This is a genomic window from Streptomyces sp. KMM 9044, assembly GCF_024701375.2.
In the GTDB taxonomy this organism is placed as follows: domain Bacteria; phylum Actinomycetota; class Actinomycetes; order Streptomycetales; family Streptomycetaceae; genus Streptomyces.
The window spans coordinates 3,109,474-3,123,998 of the sequence record NZ_CP113910.1 but is presented as its reverse complement, the minus strand read 5'-3'; the positions used below and the strand labels follow the sequence as shown (position 1 = coordinate 3,123,998).

At 71.1% G+C, this 14,525-nt stretch carries 14 protein-coding genes and 3 pseudogenes; 13 read left to right on the top strand and 4 right to left on the bottom strand.

What is annotated here, in order from left to right:
* The 4 genes from HUV60_RS13965 (at nt 1) to HUV60_RS13950 (ending at nt 4,405) form a co-directional block, all read left to right on the top strand.
* Nucleotides 1-816: a cytochrome c biogenesis CcdA family protein gene (locus HUV60_RS13965; protein ID WP_443047292.1), complete on the top strand. Its 816-nt coding sequence runs from the start codon at nt 1-3 to the stop codon at nt 814-816.
* A 5-nt stretch (nt 817-821) separates the two neighbouring features.
* Nucleotides 822-2,636 carry a cytochrome c biogenesis protein ResB gene (resB, locus tag HUV60_RS13960; protein ID WP_257850938.1) on the top strand — a complete coding sequence of 605 codons (1,815 nt, stop codon included), beginning with the start codon at nt 822-824 and terminating at the stop codon, nt 2,634-2,636.
* Complete coding sequence (gene ccsB / locus HUV60_RS13955) at nt 2,633-3,784, top strand: c-type cytochrome biogenesis protein CcsB (RefSeq protein WP_257850939.1); 1,152 nt, start codon at nt 2,633-2,635, stop codon at nt 3,782-3,784. Before resB ends, ccsB begins: the two co-directional genes overlap by 4 nt.
* A 126-nt stretch (nt 3,785-3,910) precedes the next feature.
* Nucleotides 3,911-4,405, top strand: a complete 495-nt coding sequence (locus tag HUV60_RS13950; RefSeq protein ID WP_257850940.1) for a hypothetical protein — start codon at nt 3,911-3,913, stop codon at nt 4,403-4,405.
* A gap of 249 nt (nt 4,406-4,654) precedes the next feature.
* Here HUV60_RS13950 and HUV60_RS13945 read toward each other — a convergent pair whose 3' ends face one another.
* Nucleotides 4,655-5,026, bottom strand: coding sequence for a PLD nuclease N-terminal domain-containing protein (locus tag HUV60_RS13945; RefSeq protein ID WP_257850941.1), 372 nt, complete (start codon nt 5,024-5,026; stop codon nt 4,655-4,657).
* A gap of 93 nt (nt 5,027-5,119) precedes the next feature.
* On the opposite strand from HUV60_RS13945, the gene HUV60_RS13940 reads away from it, so the two are divergent.
* From HUV60_RS13940 to mqnP, 3 genes are read left to right on the top strand one after another with little or no spacing between them, the layout of a single operon-like run.
* The gene (locus tag HUV60_RS13940; RefSeq protein ID WP_257850942.1) at nt 5,120-6,571 is read left to right on the top strand and encodes a menaquinone biosynthesis decarboxylase; all 1,452 of its coding nucleotides are present in this window, start codon (nt 5,120-5,122) and stop codon (nt 6,569-6,571) included.
* Complete coding sequence (locus HUV60_RS13935; protein ID WP_257850943.1) at nt 6,568-7,092, top strand: hypothetical protein; 525 nt, start codon at nt 6,568-6,570, stop codon at nt 7,090-7,092. Before HUV60_RS13940 ends, HUV60_RS13935 begins: the two co-directional genes overlap by 4 nt.
* Nucleotides 7,089-8,012, top strand: a complete 924-nt coding sequence (gene mqnP / locus HUV60_RS13930) for a menaquinone biosynthesis prenyltransferase MqnP (protein ID WP_257850944.1) — start codon at nt 7,089-7,091, stop codon at nt 8,010-8,012. The genes HUV60_RS13935 and mqnP overlap by 4 nt, the downstream gene beginning before the upstream one ends.
* A 42-nt stretch (nt 8,013-8,054) precedes the next feature.
* On the opposite strand, the gene HUV60_RS13925 is transcribed toward mqnP, so the two are convergent.
* Nucleotides 8,055-8,600: a rhomboid family intramembrane serine protease gene (locus tag HUV60_RS13925; RefSeq protein ID WP_443047518.1), complete on the bottom strand. Its 546-nt coding sequence runs from the start codon at nt 8,598-8,600 to the stop codon at nt 8,055-8,057.
* Nucleotides 8,601-8,788: 188 nt separating this feature from the next.
* On the opposite strand from HUV60_RS13925, the gene HUV60_RS13920 reads away from it, so the two are divergent.
* From HUV60_RS13920 to HUV60_RS13895, 6 genes and pseudogenes are all read left to right on the top strand, one after another.
* Nucleotides 8,789-9,502 (top strand): UbiX family flavin prenyltransferase, encoded by a 714-nt coding sequence (locus HUV60_RS13920; RefSeq protein WP_257850946.1) that lies wholly within the window; start codon nt 8,789-8,791, stop codon nt 9,500-9,502.
* A 99-nt stretch (nt 9,503-9,601) separates the two neighbouring features.
* Nucleotides 9,602-10,060 (top strand): Lrp/AsnC family transcriptional regulator, encoded by a 459-nt coding sequence (locus HUV60_RS13915; RefSeq protein ID WP_257850947.1) that lies wholly within the window; start codon nt 9,602-9,604, stop codon nt 10,058-10,060.
* Nucleotides 10,061-10,108: 48 nt separating this feature from the next.
* Nucleotides 10,109-11,272 (top strand): aminofutalosine synthase MqnE, encoded by a 1,164-nt coding sequence (gene mqnE, locus HUV60_RS13910; protein WP_257850948.1) that lies wholly within the window; start codon nt 10,109-10,111, stop codon nt 11,270-11,272.
* A 16-nt stretch (nt 11,273-11,288) separates the two neighbouring features.
* Nucleotides 11,289-11,855 (top strand): GNAT family N-acetyltransferase, encoded by a 567-nt coding sequence (locus HUV60_RS13905; protein ID WP_257850949.1) that lies wholly within the window; start codon nt 11,289-11,291, stop codon nt 11,853-11,855.
* A gap of 123 nt (nt 11,856-11,978) precedes the next feature.
* On the top strand, nt 11,979-12,305 hold the full coding sequence (locus HUV60_RS13900; RefSeq protein WP_257850951.1) for a DUF4229 domain-containing protein: 327 nt from the start codon (nt 11,979-11,981) through the stop codon (nt 12,303-12,305).
* Nucleotides 12,306-12,394: 89 nt separating this feature from the next.
* Nucleotides 12,395-13,224 (top strand): annotated as a pseudogene (locus HUV60_RS13895) (TetR/AcrR family transcriptional regulator).
* On the opposite strand, the pseudogene HUV60_RS13890 reads toward HUV60_RS13895, so the two are convergent.
* Both HUV60_RS13890 and HUV60_RS13885 read right to left on the bottom strand, forming a co-directional pair.
* Nucleotides 13,194-14,065: pseudogene (locus HUV60_RS13890) on the bottom strand (MaoC family dehydratase). The pseudogenes HUV60_RS13895 and HUV60_RS13890 overlap by 31 nt on opposite strands.
* A gap of 43 nt (nt 14,066-14,108) precedes the next feature.
* A pseudogene (locus HUV60_RS13885) lies at nt 14,109-14,516 on the bottom strand (SDR family oxidoreductase); the annotation flags it as partial.
* Nucleotides 14,517-14,525: the final 9 nt, after the last annotated feature.

Sequence of the window (14,525 nt, the reverse complement as noted above, 5' to 3'; positions counted from 1 at the left end):
GTGACCGTCCTCACCGCGCTCGCGGCCGACGCGGGCTCCCTCACCGCCGGGACGGCCCACCTCGCCGCCGAGACGGGCTACAACGGCACGGTGCTCAACGGCGCCCTGCTGGTGGCGTTGCCCATCGCCCTGCTCGGCGGCCTCGTCTCCTTCTTCTCGCCCTGCGTCCTGCCACTGGTCCCCGGCTACCTCTCCTACGTCACCGGCGTGTCCGGCACCGACCTGGCCGAGGCCCGGCGCGGCCGGATGGTCGCCGGCGCCTCGCTGTTCGTCCTCGGCTTCACCGTCGTGTTCGTCTCGGGCGGCGCCTTCTTCGGCTTCTTCGGGCAGACGCTGCAGGAACAGTCGGACGTCCTCACCAAGGTGCTCGGCGTCCTCATGATCCTCATGGGCGTCTTCTTCATGGGGATGATGCCCTGGCTGACCCAGCGCGAGTTCCGCTTCCACAAGCGGCCGGCGGCCGGGCTGGCCGGCGCGCCCGTCCTCGGCGCCCTGTTCGGCATCGGCTGGACGCCCTGCATCGGCCCCACCCTCGCCTCCGTGCTGACGCTCTCCGCACAGCAGGAGAGCGCCGGACGCGGCGCCGTACTGACCGTCGCGTACTGTCTGGGACTGGGTCTGCCCTTCGTCCTCGCGGCCGTGGCCTTCCGTAAGGCGCTCGGCGCCTTCGGGTGGGTCAAGCGGCACTACGTCTGGGTCATACGGGTCGGCGGCACGCTGATGATCCTGACCGGAGTGCTGCTGCTCACCGGAGTGTGGGACAGCCTCGTGGTGGAGATGCAGACCTGGTCCAACGGCTTCACTGTGGGGATCTGACGGCGATGAGCACGACTTCCAAGACCGGGCGGGAACACACCCCGGGGAAATCCGGGGGTGCCGCGGCCGACGCAGCGGCCCAGGACCAGGCCGACCGCGACCGCGACCGGGACCAGGACCTCGGCGCGGCCGGCTCCCAGCTGTCCACCGCGCCCAAGGAGGAGCTGCCGAACCTGCCCGCCCTGGGCGTCATCGGCTGGGCCCGCTGGTTCTGGCGGCAGCTCACCTCCATGCGGGTGGCGCTGCTGCTGCTCCTGCTGCTGTCGCTCGCCGCGATCCCCGGCTCGCTGATCCCGCAGACCGGCGTCGACGAGACCCGGGTCGCCGACTTCCGTGAGCAGCACGAGTTCCTCGCGCCGGTCTACGACAAGGTCGGCCTGTTCAACGTCTACAGCTCGGTGTGGTTCTCGGCGATCTACATCCTGCTGTTCGTCTCCCTCATCGGCTGCATCGTGCCCCGCACCTGGCAGTTCGTGGGCCAGCTGCGCGGACGCCCGCCGGGTGCCCCCAAGCGCCTGACCCGGCTGCCCGCGTACACCACCTGGCGGACCGGGGCCGACCCCGGGCAGGTTCGCGGGGCCGCGCTCGCCCTGCTGCGGAAGCGCCGCTTCCGTGCCCACCTCGCCGGTGACGCCGTCGCCGCCGAGAAGGGCTATCTGCGCGAAGTGGGCAACCTCGCCTTCCACCTCGCCCTGATCGTGATGCTGGTCGCCTTCGCCTGGGGGCAGTTGTTCAAGTCCGAGGGCAACAAGCTGATCGTCGAGGGCAACGGCTTCGCCAACACGCTCTCGCAGTACGACGACTTCAAGTCCGGCAACCTCTTCGACGTCGCCGACCTGGAGCCGTTCAGCTTCGACGTGAAGTCCTTCACCGGCACCTACGAGCGCAGCGGCCCCAACAAGGGAACGCCGCGCACCTACGAGACCGAGCTCGTCTACAGCGAGGGCGCCTACGGCGAGGAGAGGACGACCACCGTCAAGGTCAACGAGCCGCTGCGGATCGGCGACTCCAAGGTCTACCTCGTCAGCCACGGTTACGCGCCCGTGGTCACCGTCCGCGACGGCGACGGCAAGGTCGTCTTCAAGGACGCGGTGCCCCTGCTGCCGCTCGACTCCAACGTCACCTCCTCCGGAGTGGTCAAGGTCCTCGACGGCTACCGCAACGCCGAGGGTGAGAAGGAACAGCTCGGCTTCAACGCCTTCTTCGTGCCCACCTTCGGCGGCTCCCAGAGCGGCACGATGCTCTCCCAGTTCCCGGCCCTCGACTATCCGGTGCTCGCGCTGTCCGCCTACCACGGCGATCTGAAGGCCGATTCCGGCATTCCGCAGAGCGTGTACCAGATGGACAGGACCAAGATGAAGGAGTTCAAGGACTCCGACGGTGAGCTGTTCAAGAAGATGCTGACGCCCGGCGAGACCATGACCCTCCCGGACGGTGCGGGCACGGTCACCTTCGAGAACGACATCAGGGAATGGGCCGGCTTCCAGATGGTCCAGGAGCCGGGCGGCGGCTGGGCCCTCGGCGGTGCCCTCGTCGCGATCGCCGGTCTGGCCGGCTCCCTGTTCATCCAACGGCGCCGGGTGTGGGTGCGCGCGGTCGAGGGCCCCGACGGCGTCACCGTCGTCGAGATGGCCGGGCTCGGTCGCAGCGAGTCCGCCACCGTGCCCGAGGAACTCGGTGACCTCGCCGGAATCCTCTACGACCGGGCCCCGGGCGCCCAGGAGCCGTCCGCCGATTCACCTGACTCGCCTGACGCACCGGACTCGCCCGACACCCCCGACCCTCAAGCCGTACCTGCCGAAGGGGCTGAGAAGCCGTGACTCTCGCCGCCGCAACCGATCTGGTCACCGCCACGAGCCTGGCCGCCGCGAAGAACGAGAATCTCGCGGAGATCAGCAACGTCCTGATCTACTCCGCGATGGCGGTCTACACCCTGGCCTTCTTCGCGTACATCGCCGAATGGATCTTCGGTAGCCGCAGCAAGGTCGCCCGCACCGCCGCCGCGCTCACCCCCCGCGCGCAGTCGGCGAAGAAGGCCGCCCCCGCGGTCACCGTGAAGCAGGAGGGCGGCACCGCCGTACTGGAGCGGCCCAAGGTCGTCGTACGGGCCGTGGCCGGCGCGCGGGACGTGCCCGACGGGCCGGGGGCGCACGGCGGGGACGCGCAGGGCGACCTCTACGGGCGGATCGCCGTCTCCCTCACCGTGCTCGCCTTCCTGGTCGAGTTCGGCGGTGTGCTCACCCGGGCGCTGTCCGTGCAGCGGGCGCCGTGGGGCAACATGTACGAGTTCAACATCACCTTCACCACGGTCGTCGTCGGCGTGTACGTCCTGCTGCTGGCGCTGAAGAAGAACGTGCGCTGGCTCGGCCTGTTCCTGACCACGACGGTCCTCCTCGACCTCGGCCTGGCCGTCACCGTCCTGTACACCGAGAGCGACCAGCTGGTCCCCGCGCTCGACTCGTACTGGCTCTACATCCACGTCTCCACCGCGATCCTGTGCGGCGCGGTCTTCTACGTCGGTGCGGTCGGCACGGTCCTGTACCTCTTCAAGGACACCTACGAGAGCAAGCTCGCGCGGGGCGGCAGGCCCGGCAACTTCGCCACCTCCGTCATGGAGCGGCTGCCCGCCTCCGCCTCGCTCGACAAGTTCTCCTACCGCGTCAACGCGGCCGTCTTCCCGCTGTGGACGTTCACGATCATCGCGGGCGCCATCTGGGCCGGTGACGCCTGGGGCCGCTACTGGGGCTGGGACCCCAAGGAGACCTGGTCCTTCATCACCTGGGTCGCCTACGCCGGCTACCTGCACGCCCGCGCCACCGCAGGCTGGAAGGGCCGCAAGGCCGCCTACCTGGCCCTGCTCGCCTTCGGCTGCTGGCTGTTCAACTACTACGGCGTGAACATCTTCGTCTCCGGCAAGCACTCCTACGCCGACGTCGGCCTGGGCGCCCTCACCGCCGTCGGCTTCTGAGCGGCACCCCGAGGCACCGCCCGCGAAGGCCGGTTCCCGTCACCGGTCACCGGGCACGGGAACCGGCCTTCGTCACGTCCCGATGTCCTCGGTCCACACCTCGGGGGCAACCCCGTCGAACGCGGGGTGGACACCCTGCTGCGGCTCGGGACCGAGGCGCAGGCAGTGTTCCTGCCGGCCGTCGCGGCCCAGGGCGGCGAGAAACCGGACAAGCCGGCCGGCTGGGCTTACCGCGTCAGCTGTCTGTGGACGAAGTACCGGCTTACCACGGCGCTCCTCGTCGTCCGCCAGGACCACGACGCGGCCCGCTGGGTCCAGCAGCCGGCGTGCGGCGGGCCGGCCCGGATGCCCGCTCCCACCCCGCAGCCCCCGGTCGCGGGCCCGCACGACATGCCCGTGATCGAGGACCCGGAGGAGGCCCGCGCCGACCTGGTTCCGGCCGGTCCGGCCGCCGTCACGCACGCCGCCGGTAAGGCCGTCGACGAGGTACCGAAGGCGCTCTCCGCAGCATTGCGGGAGACCCCCGAAGACATCGCGGATCCCCTCGTCGGATCCACCGTGCAGGGGCCGGAGAACCGCCGGGCCGAGCATCTCCGAAGAAATCCGGGACGAGGGGCGTGAACAGGGGCTTGGGAAAGGCCGGGCCGAGGATGTCCTGCTCGTTCTCGAGCAGCGCGGCCCTGAGGTGTCCGACGCCGTGCGCACGCGTGTCACGAGCCGTCTGGGCCACGAGGTTCTCCGCGCACGGCTCACCCGGGCCGTCACCGTGTCCGAGGAGGTTCTCGGGGGCCGGTGATCCCGGCCCTCCGGGTTCGGACTGGCCCGCCCCTGTGCCCCCTCGACAGGGATCGGGCGGGCCCGCGCAGCCCCTCAGTCGGTCTCGGGCTTCTCGTCGCGTTCCTTGCCCTTGTCCCTGCCCGGGTCGGTGTTCTTCTCCCCGGGCCCGTCCGGCTCCTCGCCGAGCGACTTCAGGAAATCGGGGTTGTCGTCCGGCGCCACCCACCGCTGCCGGCCGCCGCCCCGGCCCCACGCGGAATTGACGCCGCCGCCCGCGCCCGCGGGGTGCCGCTTCTTGCCGGCGATGATCCACGAGATCGAACCGACGAGCGGGAACACCAGCACGAGGATCGCCCACAGCGGCTTGGGCATGTGACGCACGTCCTCGTCCTTCGTGCTGATGCAGTCGATGAACGCGTAGACGCTCAGTGCGAGGGGGACGAGGAACATCAGCACCCGGAGCATGGGCCTCTCCAGAGAAGGGGTCGTCGGGGACGTCGGCACAGCCACAGCCCCCAGGTACCTGGAAAGGGTAGCCGCTCGGGGATACTTGGCCCCATGGCTTACGACGATCTTCGCTCCCTGCTGAGGGCCCTGGACCGCGAGGGAGACCTCAAGCGCGTCAAGGCCGAGGTCGACCCGTACCTCGAGGTCGGTGAGATCGTCGACCGGGTGCAGAAGGCCGGCGGTCCCGCCCTGCTCTTCGAGAACGTGCGCGGTTCGGGCATGCCCCTCGCGATGAACGTGTACGGCACCGACCGCCGCCTGCTGAAGGCGCTCGGCCTGAAGTCGTACGCCGGGATCAGCGAGAGGATCGGCGGCCTCCTCAAGCCCGAGCTGCCCAACGGCTTCGTGGGCCTGCGCGAGGCGTTCGGCAAGCTCGGCTCGATGACCCACGTACCGCCGAGGAAGGTGAAGGACGCCCCGGTGCAGGAGGTCGTCCTGCAGGGCGACGACGTGGACCTCGGTCAGCTCCCCGCCCTGTTCACCTGGCCCAAGGACGGCGGCTCCTTCTTCAACCTGGGCCTCACCCACACCAAGGACCCCGAGACGGGCATCCGCAACCTCGGCCTGTACCGGCTCCAGCGCCACGACAAGCGCACCATCGGCATGCACTGGCAGATCCACAAGGACAGCCGGAACCACTACCAGGTGGCCGCCCGCCGCGGCGAGCGGCTCCCGGTCGCCATCGCCTTCGGCTGTCCGCCCGCCGTGACGTACGCCTCCACCGCCCCGCTCCCCGGCGACATCGACGAGTACCTCTTCGCCGGGTTCCTGCAGGGCAAGCGGATCGAGATGGTCGACTGCAAGACGGTCCCGCTCCAGGTCCCGGCGCACGCCGAGGTCGTCGTCGAGGGCTGGCTGGAGCCGGGCGAGATGCTTCCCGAGGGCCCGTTCGGCGACCACACCGGGTTCTACACCCCGCAGGAACCGTTCCCCGCACTGAAGATCGACTGCGTCACCATGCGCAGGCGCCCGCTGCTCCAGTCGATCGTCGTCGGCCGCCCGCCGACCGAGGACGGGCCCCTGGGCCGTGCGACGGAACGCTTCTTCCTGCCCCTCCTCAAGATCATCGTCCCGGACATCGTGGACTACCACCTCCCCGAGGCCGGCGGCTTCCACAACTGCGCGATCATCTCGATCGACAAGAAGTACCCCAAGCACGCGCAGAAGGTGATGCACGCCGTCTGGGGCGCCCACATGATGTCGCTGACCAAGCTGATCGTGGTCGTCGACTCCGACTGCGACGTCCACGACCTGCACGAGGTCGCCTGGCGGGCCCTCGGCAACACCGACTACGCCCGTGACCTCAGCGTCGTCGAAGGTCCGGTCGACCACCTCGACCACTCGTCCTACCAGCAGTTCTGGGGCGGCAAGGCGGGCATCGACGCGACGAAGAAGTGGCCCGAGGAGGGGTACACGCGCGACGGCGGCTGGCCCGACATGGTCGAGTCCGACCCGGACACGGCCGCACTGGTCGACCGCCGCTGGAAGGAGTACGGACTGTGAGTCCCGTCCCCGTGGGCGGCCCGGCCCTCTTCATCGGCACCGACACCGACTACGTGGCCCTCGTGCGCCCCGAGCTGGACCCGGCCGACCCCGGAGTCCGGCAGGCCGCCGAGCAGGCGGGCGTCACGCCGCAGGAGTTCGCGGGCGCCGGCGACACCTGGGCGGTCCTGGTCGAGCACGACGGCGAGGGCGGCGGCTTCGAGCTGCCCGGGGTGCGCGACACGGAACCCGCCGACTTCGCCGAACGGCTGCGCGCCGGGCTCACCGCCGCGGCGGGCGGGCCGTTCACGGTCGACGGCGGCTCGCTGCTGCGCCTGGACGCCCGTCCGGCCGCCCCGGGCGCGGACGCGGGCGCGGAAGGGGACACGGGTACGGACGCGTACGTCTTCACCGCGCACGTCACCCCGCCCGAGGACCCGTCCGGCGACGACGCCGGAACGCCGCTGGCCGTGGAGACGGGACCGCTGCCCGTCGCCGCACTGCTGGCCGACCTCGACGCGTTCCTCGGGAGCCTCGCATGATGACCACCGCCGACGGGATCGCGAACCCGGGCGTGGCACCGCAGCCGACCGGCAGGGTGAAGGCCTTCCTGCGCCTGGTGATGATCGAGCACTCCGTGTTCGCGCTGCCCTTCGCGTACATCGCCGCTCTCACCGCGATGTACGAGTGGGACCGGACCATCCACTGGGGCCGGCTGCTCCTGGTCACGATCGCCATGGTCGGCCTGCGCACCTTCGCGATGGCCGCCAACCGGATCATCGACCGCGAGATCGACGCCCGCAACCCGCGTACCGCGCACCGCGAACTGGTCACCGGCGCGATGTCGGTCCGGCACGCGTGGACCGGCGCCGTCATCGCCCTGGTGGTGTTCCTGGGCGCGGCTGCCCTGCTCAACCCGCTCTGCCTGGCCCTCGCGCCGGTCGCGGTGATCCCGATGGTGGTCTATCCGTACGGCAAGCGGTTCACCAACTTCCCGCAGGCCATCCTCGGACTCGCCCAGGCCATGGGCCCGGTCGGCGGATGGCTGGCTGTCACCGGCTCCTGGTCCTGGGACGCGGTCGTCCTCGGCCTCGCGGTCGGCGTCTGGATCGGCGGCTTCGATCTCATCTACGCCTGCCAGGACGTGGAGACCGACCGCGAGGTCGGCGTGAAGTCGGTCCCGGCCCGCTTCGGCATCCCGGCCGCCGTCCGGGGCGCCCGCGCCTGCCACGCCGTGACGACGGCCCTGTTCGTCTGGTATGCGGTCCTCACCGGCGCCGGCGCGTTCTTCTGGCTCGGCCTGGTGATCGTCGCGGCGGCCTTCGTCTACGAGCACACCATCGTCCGCCCGAACGACCTGACCCGCCTGAACCGTGCCTTCTTCAGCGTCAACGGCTTCATCGGCATCGCGCTGTTCGTCTGCGCGCTGCTGGACCTCCTGGTACGGGGGCTGACGGTCTGAGGTCGGGCCGGCGCGAGCCCGGCAGGGCGCGCAGGGCATGCCCTACGTCGTCAGCGCGCCCCGGCGGCCCGGCCGGCGCCGGAACAGGAAGGCCGATGCCACGCCGGCCAGCAGGCCGATGAGGTGGCCCTGCCAGCTCACGCCGGCCTGACCGGGCGCGATGCCCGCGAGGATCGAGCCACCCCAGACCGCGCCGACCAGCACGGCGACCACGACGCCCATCGGCCGGCGCTCTACGAAGCCGCTGCACAACAGGAAGCCGAACAGGCCGAAGACCAGACCGGAGGCGCCCGCCGTGTTGGTGTATGCCGGGGCTATGAGCCACACCCCCAGGCCGTCGCAGACGATGATCAGCGCGCACACGGCGGCGAACCGGCGCAGCCCGCCCAGGGCGGCGAGGAAACCGAGCACCAGCAGCGGCACACTGTTCGCCGCGACATGGGCGAAACCGAAGTGGACGAAAGCGGAGGGGACGACGTCGACCAGCTCCGAGGCCGTGCGCGGCACGACGCCGAAGTCGTCCAGCGCGTGACCGGAGGCCACGTCGGCCACTTCCAGCAGCCACAGCAGCGCCACCCAGGCCACCATCACCACGGCCGCCGTCTTCGTCCGCTCGCGCCCCGACCACCGCGTATCGATGTCGGACACGGCACACCCCCTCGCCTTGGTCGTCCCCCGGGAGACGGGCCGGTCGTCTGCTCGGCGTCCGCCCGGGAGACGGACCGGTCGCCCACCGGGGAAACGGACCGGACCCCTTGGCCGGTTCCCCTCCCTCGATGCCGGATAGGCTCGGTGTCGTGAACCATCTCAAGCCAGGAGAGACGACGCGAACGCCTTGGATCCTGGGGGTGTCCGGCGCTTCCGGCACGCCATATGCGGCAGCCGTCATCCGTGCGCTCCTCCAAGCGGGGGAGAGCGTCGACCTCGTCGTCAGCCGTGCCTCGCGGCTCACCCTGCTGGACGAGACCGACATCTCCTTCCGGGACGCCCACTGGCGGGACGACCTGCGGCAATGGCTGTCCCGTGGAGCGGACGGCAAGCCGGGCACCTTCACCGTGGACCTCGGTGGCGTGCGGTACTGGGCCGCCGGTGACCTCGCCGCGGGGCCCTCCTCCGGTTCGTATCCGAGCCGGGGCATGCTGATCGTGCCCGCCTCCACGGCCTGCGTGGCCGGGGTGGCGCTCGGGCTGTCCAAGGACCTGCTGCAACGGGCGGCGAGCGTGACCCTCAAGGAAGGGCGCACCCTGGTCGTGGCCGTACGGGAGACCCCGCTGAACGGCCAGACCCTGCGGCACCTGGTCTCCCTCGACGACGCGGGCGCGACCGTGGTGCCCGCCTCACCGGCGTTCTACGCGGGTGCGGCGCACATCCAGGACCTGGTGGACTTCGTCGCCGGACGCGTACTCGACGCTGCGGGTGTCGAGCACCGGCTGTACCGCCGCTGGAAGGGCGAACTCGGGGGTGGGCCCTCAGCGTCCCGTACCGCCTGAGCAGCACCCGCATCCCCGGTGCGCCCTCCGTGCACCCCGCAGCACCACTCACCGATTCTCAGTCACGTTCAGACCTCTTCAGCGGAAGGCTTCGATCGCATGGACGCGGTGGACAGGCAGCTCATCCAGGCCCTGAGAGAGAACGGCCGGGCCTCCTACGCCGAGCTGGGGCGCCTCGTCGGCCTGTCGGGACCCAGCGTCACCGACCGGATCAACCGGCTGGAGGCGGCCGGTGTCATCACCGGCTACCGCGCCACCGTGGACGCGGCCTCGCTCGGCCTCGGGGTGACCGCCCTGATCGGCATCTCGCTCTCCGACGACGCCGACCACGAGGACGTGGCGCAGCGGCTGAAGGACCTGCGGGAGATCGAGGACTGCTGGTTCATCGCCGGCGACGACTCCTTCATGCTCAAGGTGCGGGCGGCCGACGTGGACGGGCTGGAGCGGATGATCCGCCGGCTGTCCGGCACCAAGGGCGTCTCCCGGACGCGTACCACCATCGTGCTCTCCACGAAGTGGGAGAACCGCGTGGGGGAGCTGCCCGAAGAGGTCCAGTAGCCGGGGCGTTACGGTTGGCGGAGTCTTTCTCAGAAAAGGGGTATCCGCATGGACGTCGGGCTCAAGCGCGAGCTGGAGGAGAAGGCCCGCTCCGGTGAGCGGCTGTCCCGCGAGGACGGCATCGCGCTGTACGAGTCGGACGACCTGGCCTGGCTGGGCGGGCTGGCGCACGAGGTGCGGACGCGGAAGAACGGCGACGTCGTCCACTTCAACGTCAACCGCCACCTCAACATGACGAACGTGTGCACCGCCTCCTGCGCGTACTGCTCCTTCCAGCGCAAGCCGGGGGAGAAGGACGCGTACACGATGCGGATCGAGGAGGCGGTGAAGCTCGCGAAGGCGATGGAGGGGGAGAACCTCACCGAACTGCACATCGTCAACGGGCTCCATCCCAATCTGCCCTGGCGCTACTACCCGCGTTCCCTGCGCGAGCTGAAGGCCGCGCTGCCGGACGTGTCGCTGAAGGCGTTCACCGCCACCGAGATCCACCATTTCGAGACCATCTCCGGGATGTCCGCGTCCGAGATCCTCGACGAGCTGGTCGACGCCGGGCTCGAGTCCCTCACCGGCGGTGGCGCGGAGATCTTCGACTGGGAGGTCCGGCAGCACATCGTCGACCACCGCACCCACTGGGAGGACTGGTCGCGGATCCACCGGCTGGCCCACGGGAAAGGGCTGAAGACCCCCTGCACCATGCTCTACGGCCACATCGAGGAGCCCCGCCACCGTGTCGACCACGTGCTGCGGCTGCGTGAGCTCCAGGACGAGACAGGCGGGTTCCAGGTCTTCATCCCGCTGCGCTACCAGCACGACTTCGTGGACATGAAGGACGGCAAGGTGCGCAACCGCCTCCAGGCCCGGACGCAGATGGCGACCGGGGCCGAGGCGCTGAAGACGTTCGCCGTCTCCCGTCTCCTCTTCGACAACGTCCCGCACGTCAAGGTCTTCTGGGTGATGCACGGCGTCAACACCGCCCAGCTCGCCCTCCAGCACGGCGCGGACGACATGGACGGCTCGGTCGTCGAGTACAAGATCACGCACGACGCGGACGACTTCGGCACGCCGCACAAGCTCACCCGCGAGGACCTGCTGGACCTGATCCGCGACGCCGGTTTCCGCCCGGTGGAGCGCAACACGCGGTACGAGATCATCCGTGAGTACGACGCCGCTGACCCCGCCCGCCGTGAGTCCCCGCAGCCGATGCGGGTCTGAGGAGGAATCCCGTCCCATGCCGGAGAGCCCTCTTTCCATGCCGGAGGACCCCCTTTTCGCGCCGCTGACCTTCACTCTGGATCCGCCCGTCACTCCCGGACTCCGTGACGGCATCATGGAGTTGTGGGTGGACGTCACCAACGCGGGCGGAGCCGTCGGCTTCGTGCCGCCGGTGACGCCGGAGGACGTCCGCCCCGAGCTGGTACGGCAGTTCGTGGCGATGGAGGAGCAACGGTCCCGGCTGCTCGTGGGGTTCGACGAGGAGGGGAGGGTCGCCGCGACGGCGTTCCTCACCCTCAACACCCACCGCCTGATGACGCACTGGCTCTGGCTGTACACGGTGATGGTCCATCCCCGCCACCAGGGCAAGGGGTACGGCCGTGGCCTGCTCGCCGCCGCCGAACGGGCCGCCCGCACCCTCCCCGGCATCGAGGCGATCCGGCTCACCTGCCGTGGCGGCCTCGGCCTGGAGCGCTTCTACGGCTCCTGCGGCTACAAGGAGGTCGGCCGGGTCCCCGGCGCGATCCGGGTGGCCCCGGGCGACGAGCGGGACGACGTCGTCATGCTGCTGCCGCTGACCTGACCGTACGCACCCGCCTGCGACCCCGCCGCGGTCGTCCGGGTGCGGGCGTGCTTCACTGGAGGGTGTCCCATTGGGAACCCCTTGGGATACGTTCTGGCTGTTCGTCCGGGAGAGTGGGAGAAGATGCTCCGCTACACGTTGATGCGCTTCGGGATCTTCGTGGGCTGCCTCCTGGTCGTCTGGGGCCTCGTCCACTCGGGTCTCGCCCCGCGTGGCCTGGGCGACTCCAACGGGCTGTGGATCGTCCTGCTCGCCCTGGTGTTCTCGGCACCGATCAGCTTCGTCGTCCTGCGCAAGCAGCGGGACGTGGCCTCCGAGAACATCGTGCGCCGCGTCGACCGGGCGAAGGCCGGCCTGGAGGCCAACCGCAACCAGGAGGACGACGCCGACGACGCCGCCCGCGGCACGCAGGTGCAGGGACAGGGGCGGGGACAGGCACAGGCCTCGTAGGAGCCCGGCGGCGCGACCGGTCCGGCCCGGACGGGGTGGGTTTCCCGTGCGGGCGGGTGAGGGTGCCCTCGCCCCGTAGGCTGATCCGTATGGGTGCCGTGAAGAGCAAACGGATGCCGCGTGCGGTCCGCGAACAGCAGATGCTGGACGCCGCCGTGCAGACCTCCGCCCAGCGCGGATACATGGCCGCGTCGATGGACGAGATCGCCGAACTGGCGGGCGTTTCCAAGCCGTTGGTCTACCTGTACCTGAACTCCAAGGAAGACCTCTTCATCGCGTGCATCCGCCGTGAGGCGAAGGCTCTTCTCGAGGCGGTACGCGCCGGTGCCCGGCCCGTACTGCCCGCGGACCGCCGGCTCTGGTCGGGCCTGACGGCGTTCTCCACCCACACCGCGCGGCACCCGGACGGCTGGGCCGTCCTGCACCTCCAGGCCCGTACGCACGGCGAGGTCTTCGCCGCCGAGATCGCCGCGACACGCGCGGACATCGTGACGTTCGTGACCGAGCTGATCCTCGCCGCCGCCCGCGAAGCGCTCCCCCGGGCTCTCGGCTGCTCCCCCCAGGTCCTCGACCTCGCTCGAGCAGGGGGGACCCCCCACGAGCGGGTGGGAGCCCCATGGACTCCCACCTCCCCGGCGGTGAGGTCGCCGGGCTCGCGGAGGCCCTGGTCGGCGCCGCGGAGGCCCTCGCGGACTGGTCCAACAGCACCCCGGGCGTCACCGCCCGGCAGGCGTCGGCCACCCTGATGAACTTCGCCTGGGCGGGACTGGGCGACCTGATGGCGGGCCGCCCCTGGTCACCGCCCGAGGAGGAAGCCTCGGCCGCCGGGGCCGGGGCCGGGGCCGGGGCCGGGGTCGGGGTCGGGGGCGCCGGGGCCGACGCGGTCGTTCACGCCGGGCGGACCTCCCCGGTGAGGTGAAGGCGGTCGCCGGGGCCGCGCAGTTCGAAGCGCCCGCCCCGCGCTCTGTACGTCACCGTGCCCGGCAGCAGGACCGGCGCCCTGAAGCCGGCCCGGACCGTCACGGCTTCCGGGACGCCGTGCGCGGCGAGGCAGCGGGCCGCGGTCCACATGCCGTGCGCGACGGCGCGGGGGAAGCCGAGGAGCCGTGCGGCGAGCGGGTGCAGATGGACCGGGTTGCGGTCGCCGGACGCGGCTCCGTACCGCCGCCCCGTGTCCCCGGCCCGCCGTCACGCGTCGACGACGGGCAGGGGCCGCGTGGTCCCTGACGTCTTCTCCCGGGGCGGGGCGGTGTGCCCGAAGGTGCGGTGCCGGGCCAGATACGTGCTCCGTGACTCCTGTACGAGGCCGCCGCCGGGCGTCCGTATCCCGGTGACCAAGGAGGCCTCCGTACCGCGCCGGTGCGGTGCCAGCCCTTCGACGTACACGCTCAGTTCGTGCGTCCCGGTGGCGGGCACGGCCCGGTTCCGGGTGATCTCGATCGACGTGTGGACGAGCCCGGCAGTGGCAGCGGGAAGTCCCGGCCGCTCATCAGCCGCGTGGCCGCCGGGAAGCCCAGCTCATGGGGATGCGTCAGCGGCAGCGCGTCCTCCCCGGCCGGGAAGCCGCAGATCCTTTCGTACGCCGCCAGCCGCGCGAGAACCACCCGCAGCCCGGGCAGCACCAGCCGGGTGCGGGGGGGGCACACGGCGTCGGGGCGGGGCCGTTTGAACGGCGACAGCAGCGCACCGCGCGCCAGCAGGGGCGCGAGGGCGGGTGAGCGGGCGAGGGGCACTGGGGACGGTGAGGCCGCGAAAAAGATAACGGGGGTACGGAGGGGAGCGGGGGTACGGAGGCCATGGTGGTCACGCCCCCAGCAGGCTCTGGCCACAGACCCGTACGACCTGCCCGTTGACCGCGCCCGGGGCCGGGTGGGCGAGCCAGGCGGCGGTCTCGGCGATGTCGACGGGAAGGCCGCCCTGGGCCAGGGAGTTCATGCGCCGGCCCGCCCCGCGGATGAGCGGCGGGACCGCGGCCGTCATCGTCGTCTCGACGAACCCGGAGGCGACCGCGTTCACCGTCACCCCGTGCTCGGCCGCCGCGCGCGGCGAGGGCGCGGACCAGGCCGATGGCGCCGGCCGTGGAGGCCCCGTAGTGCGTCTGGCCCGTGGTGCGTCTGGCCCGTGGTGCGTCTGGCCCGTGGTGCCGGCGATCCCGGCGCCGGCGACGGACGCCGTCGCCACGATCCGCCCGCCCCGCCTCAGGGCGCCGGCGCGGAACGG

Bases quoted from the DNA above. Each gene is read 5' to 3' on its own strand.
- mqnP (WP_257850944.1), top strand. From the start codon at position 7,089: ATGATGACCACCGCCGACGGGATCGCGAACCCGGGCGTGGCACCGCAG.
- mqnE (WP_257850948.1), top strand. From the start codon at position 10,109: ATGGACGTCGGGCTCAAGCGCGAGCTGGAGGAGAAGGCCCGCTCCGGT.
- HUV60_RS13920 (WP_257850946.1), top strand. From the start codon at position 8,789: ATGCCGGATAGGCTCGGTGTCGTGAACCATCTCAAGCCAGGAGAGACG.
- HUV60_RS13905 (WP_257850949.1), top strand. From the start codon at position 11,289: ATGCCGGAGAGCCCTCTTTCCATGCCGGAGGACCCCCTTTTCGCGCCG.
- HUV60_RS13940 (WP_257850942.1), top strand. From the start codon at position 5,120: ATGGCTTACGACGATCTTCGCTCCCTGCTGAGGGCCCTGGACCGCGAG.
- HUV60_RS13915 (WP_257850947.1), top strand. From the start codon at position 9,602: ATGGACGCGGTGGACAGGCAGCTCATCCAGGCCCTGAGAGAGAACGGC.
- HUV60_RS13945 (WP_257850941.1), bottom strand. From the start codon at position 5,026: ATGCTCCGGGTGCTGATGTTCCTCGTCCCCCTCGCACTGAGCGTCTAC.
- HUV60_RS13925 (WP_443047518.1), bottom strand. From the start codon at position 8,600: ATGGTGGCCTGGGTGGCGCTGCTGTGGCTGCTGGAAGTGGCCGACGTG.
- resB (WP_257850938.1), top strand. From the start codon at position 822: ATGAGCACGACTTCCAAGACCGGGCGGGAACACACCCCGGGGAAATCC.
- HUV60_RS13900 (WP_257850951.1), top strand. From the start codon at position 11,979: ATGCTCCGCTACACGTTGATGCGCTTCGGGATCTTCGTGGGCTGCCTC.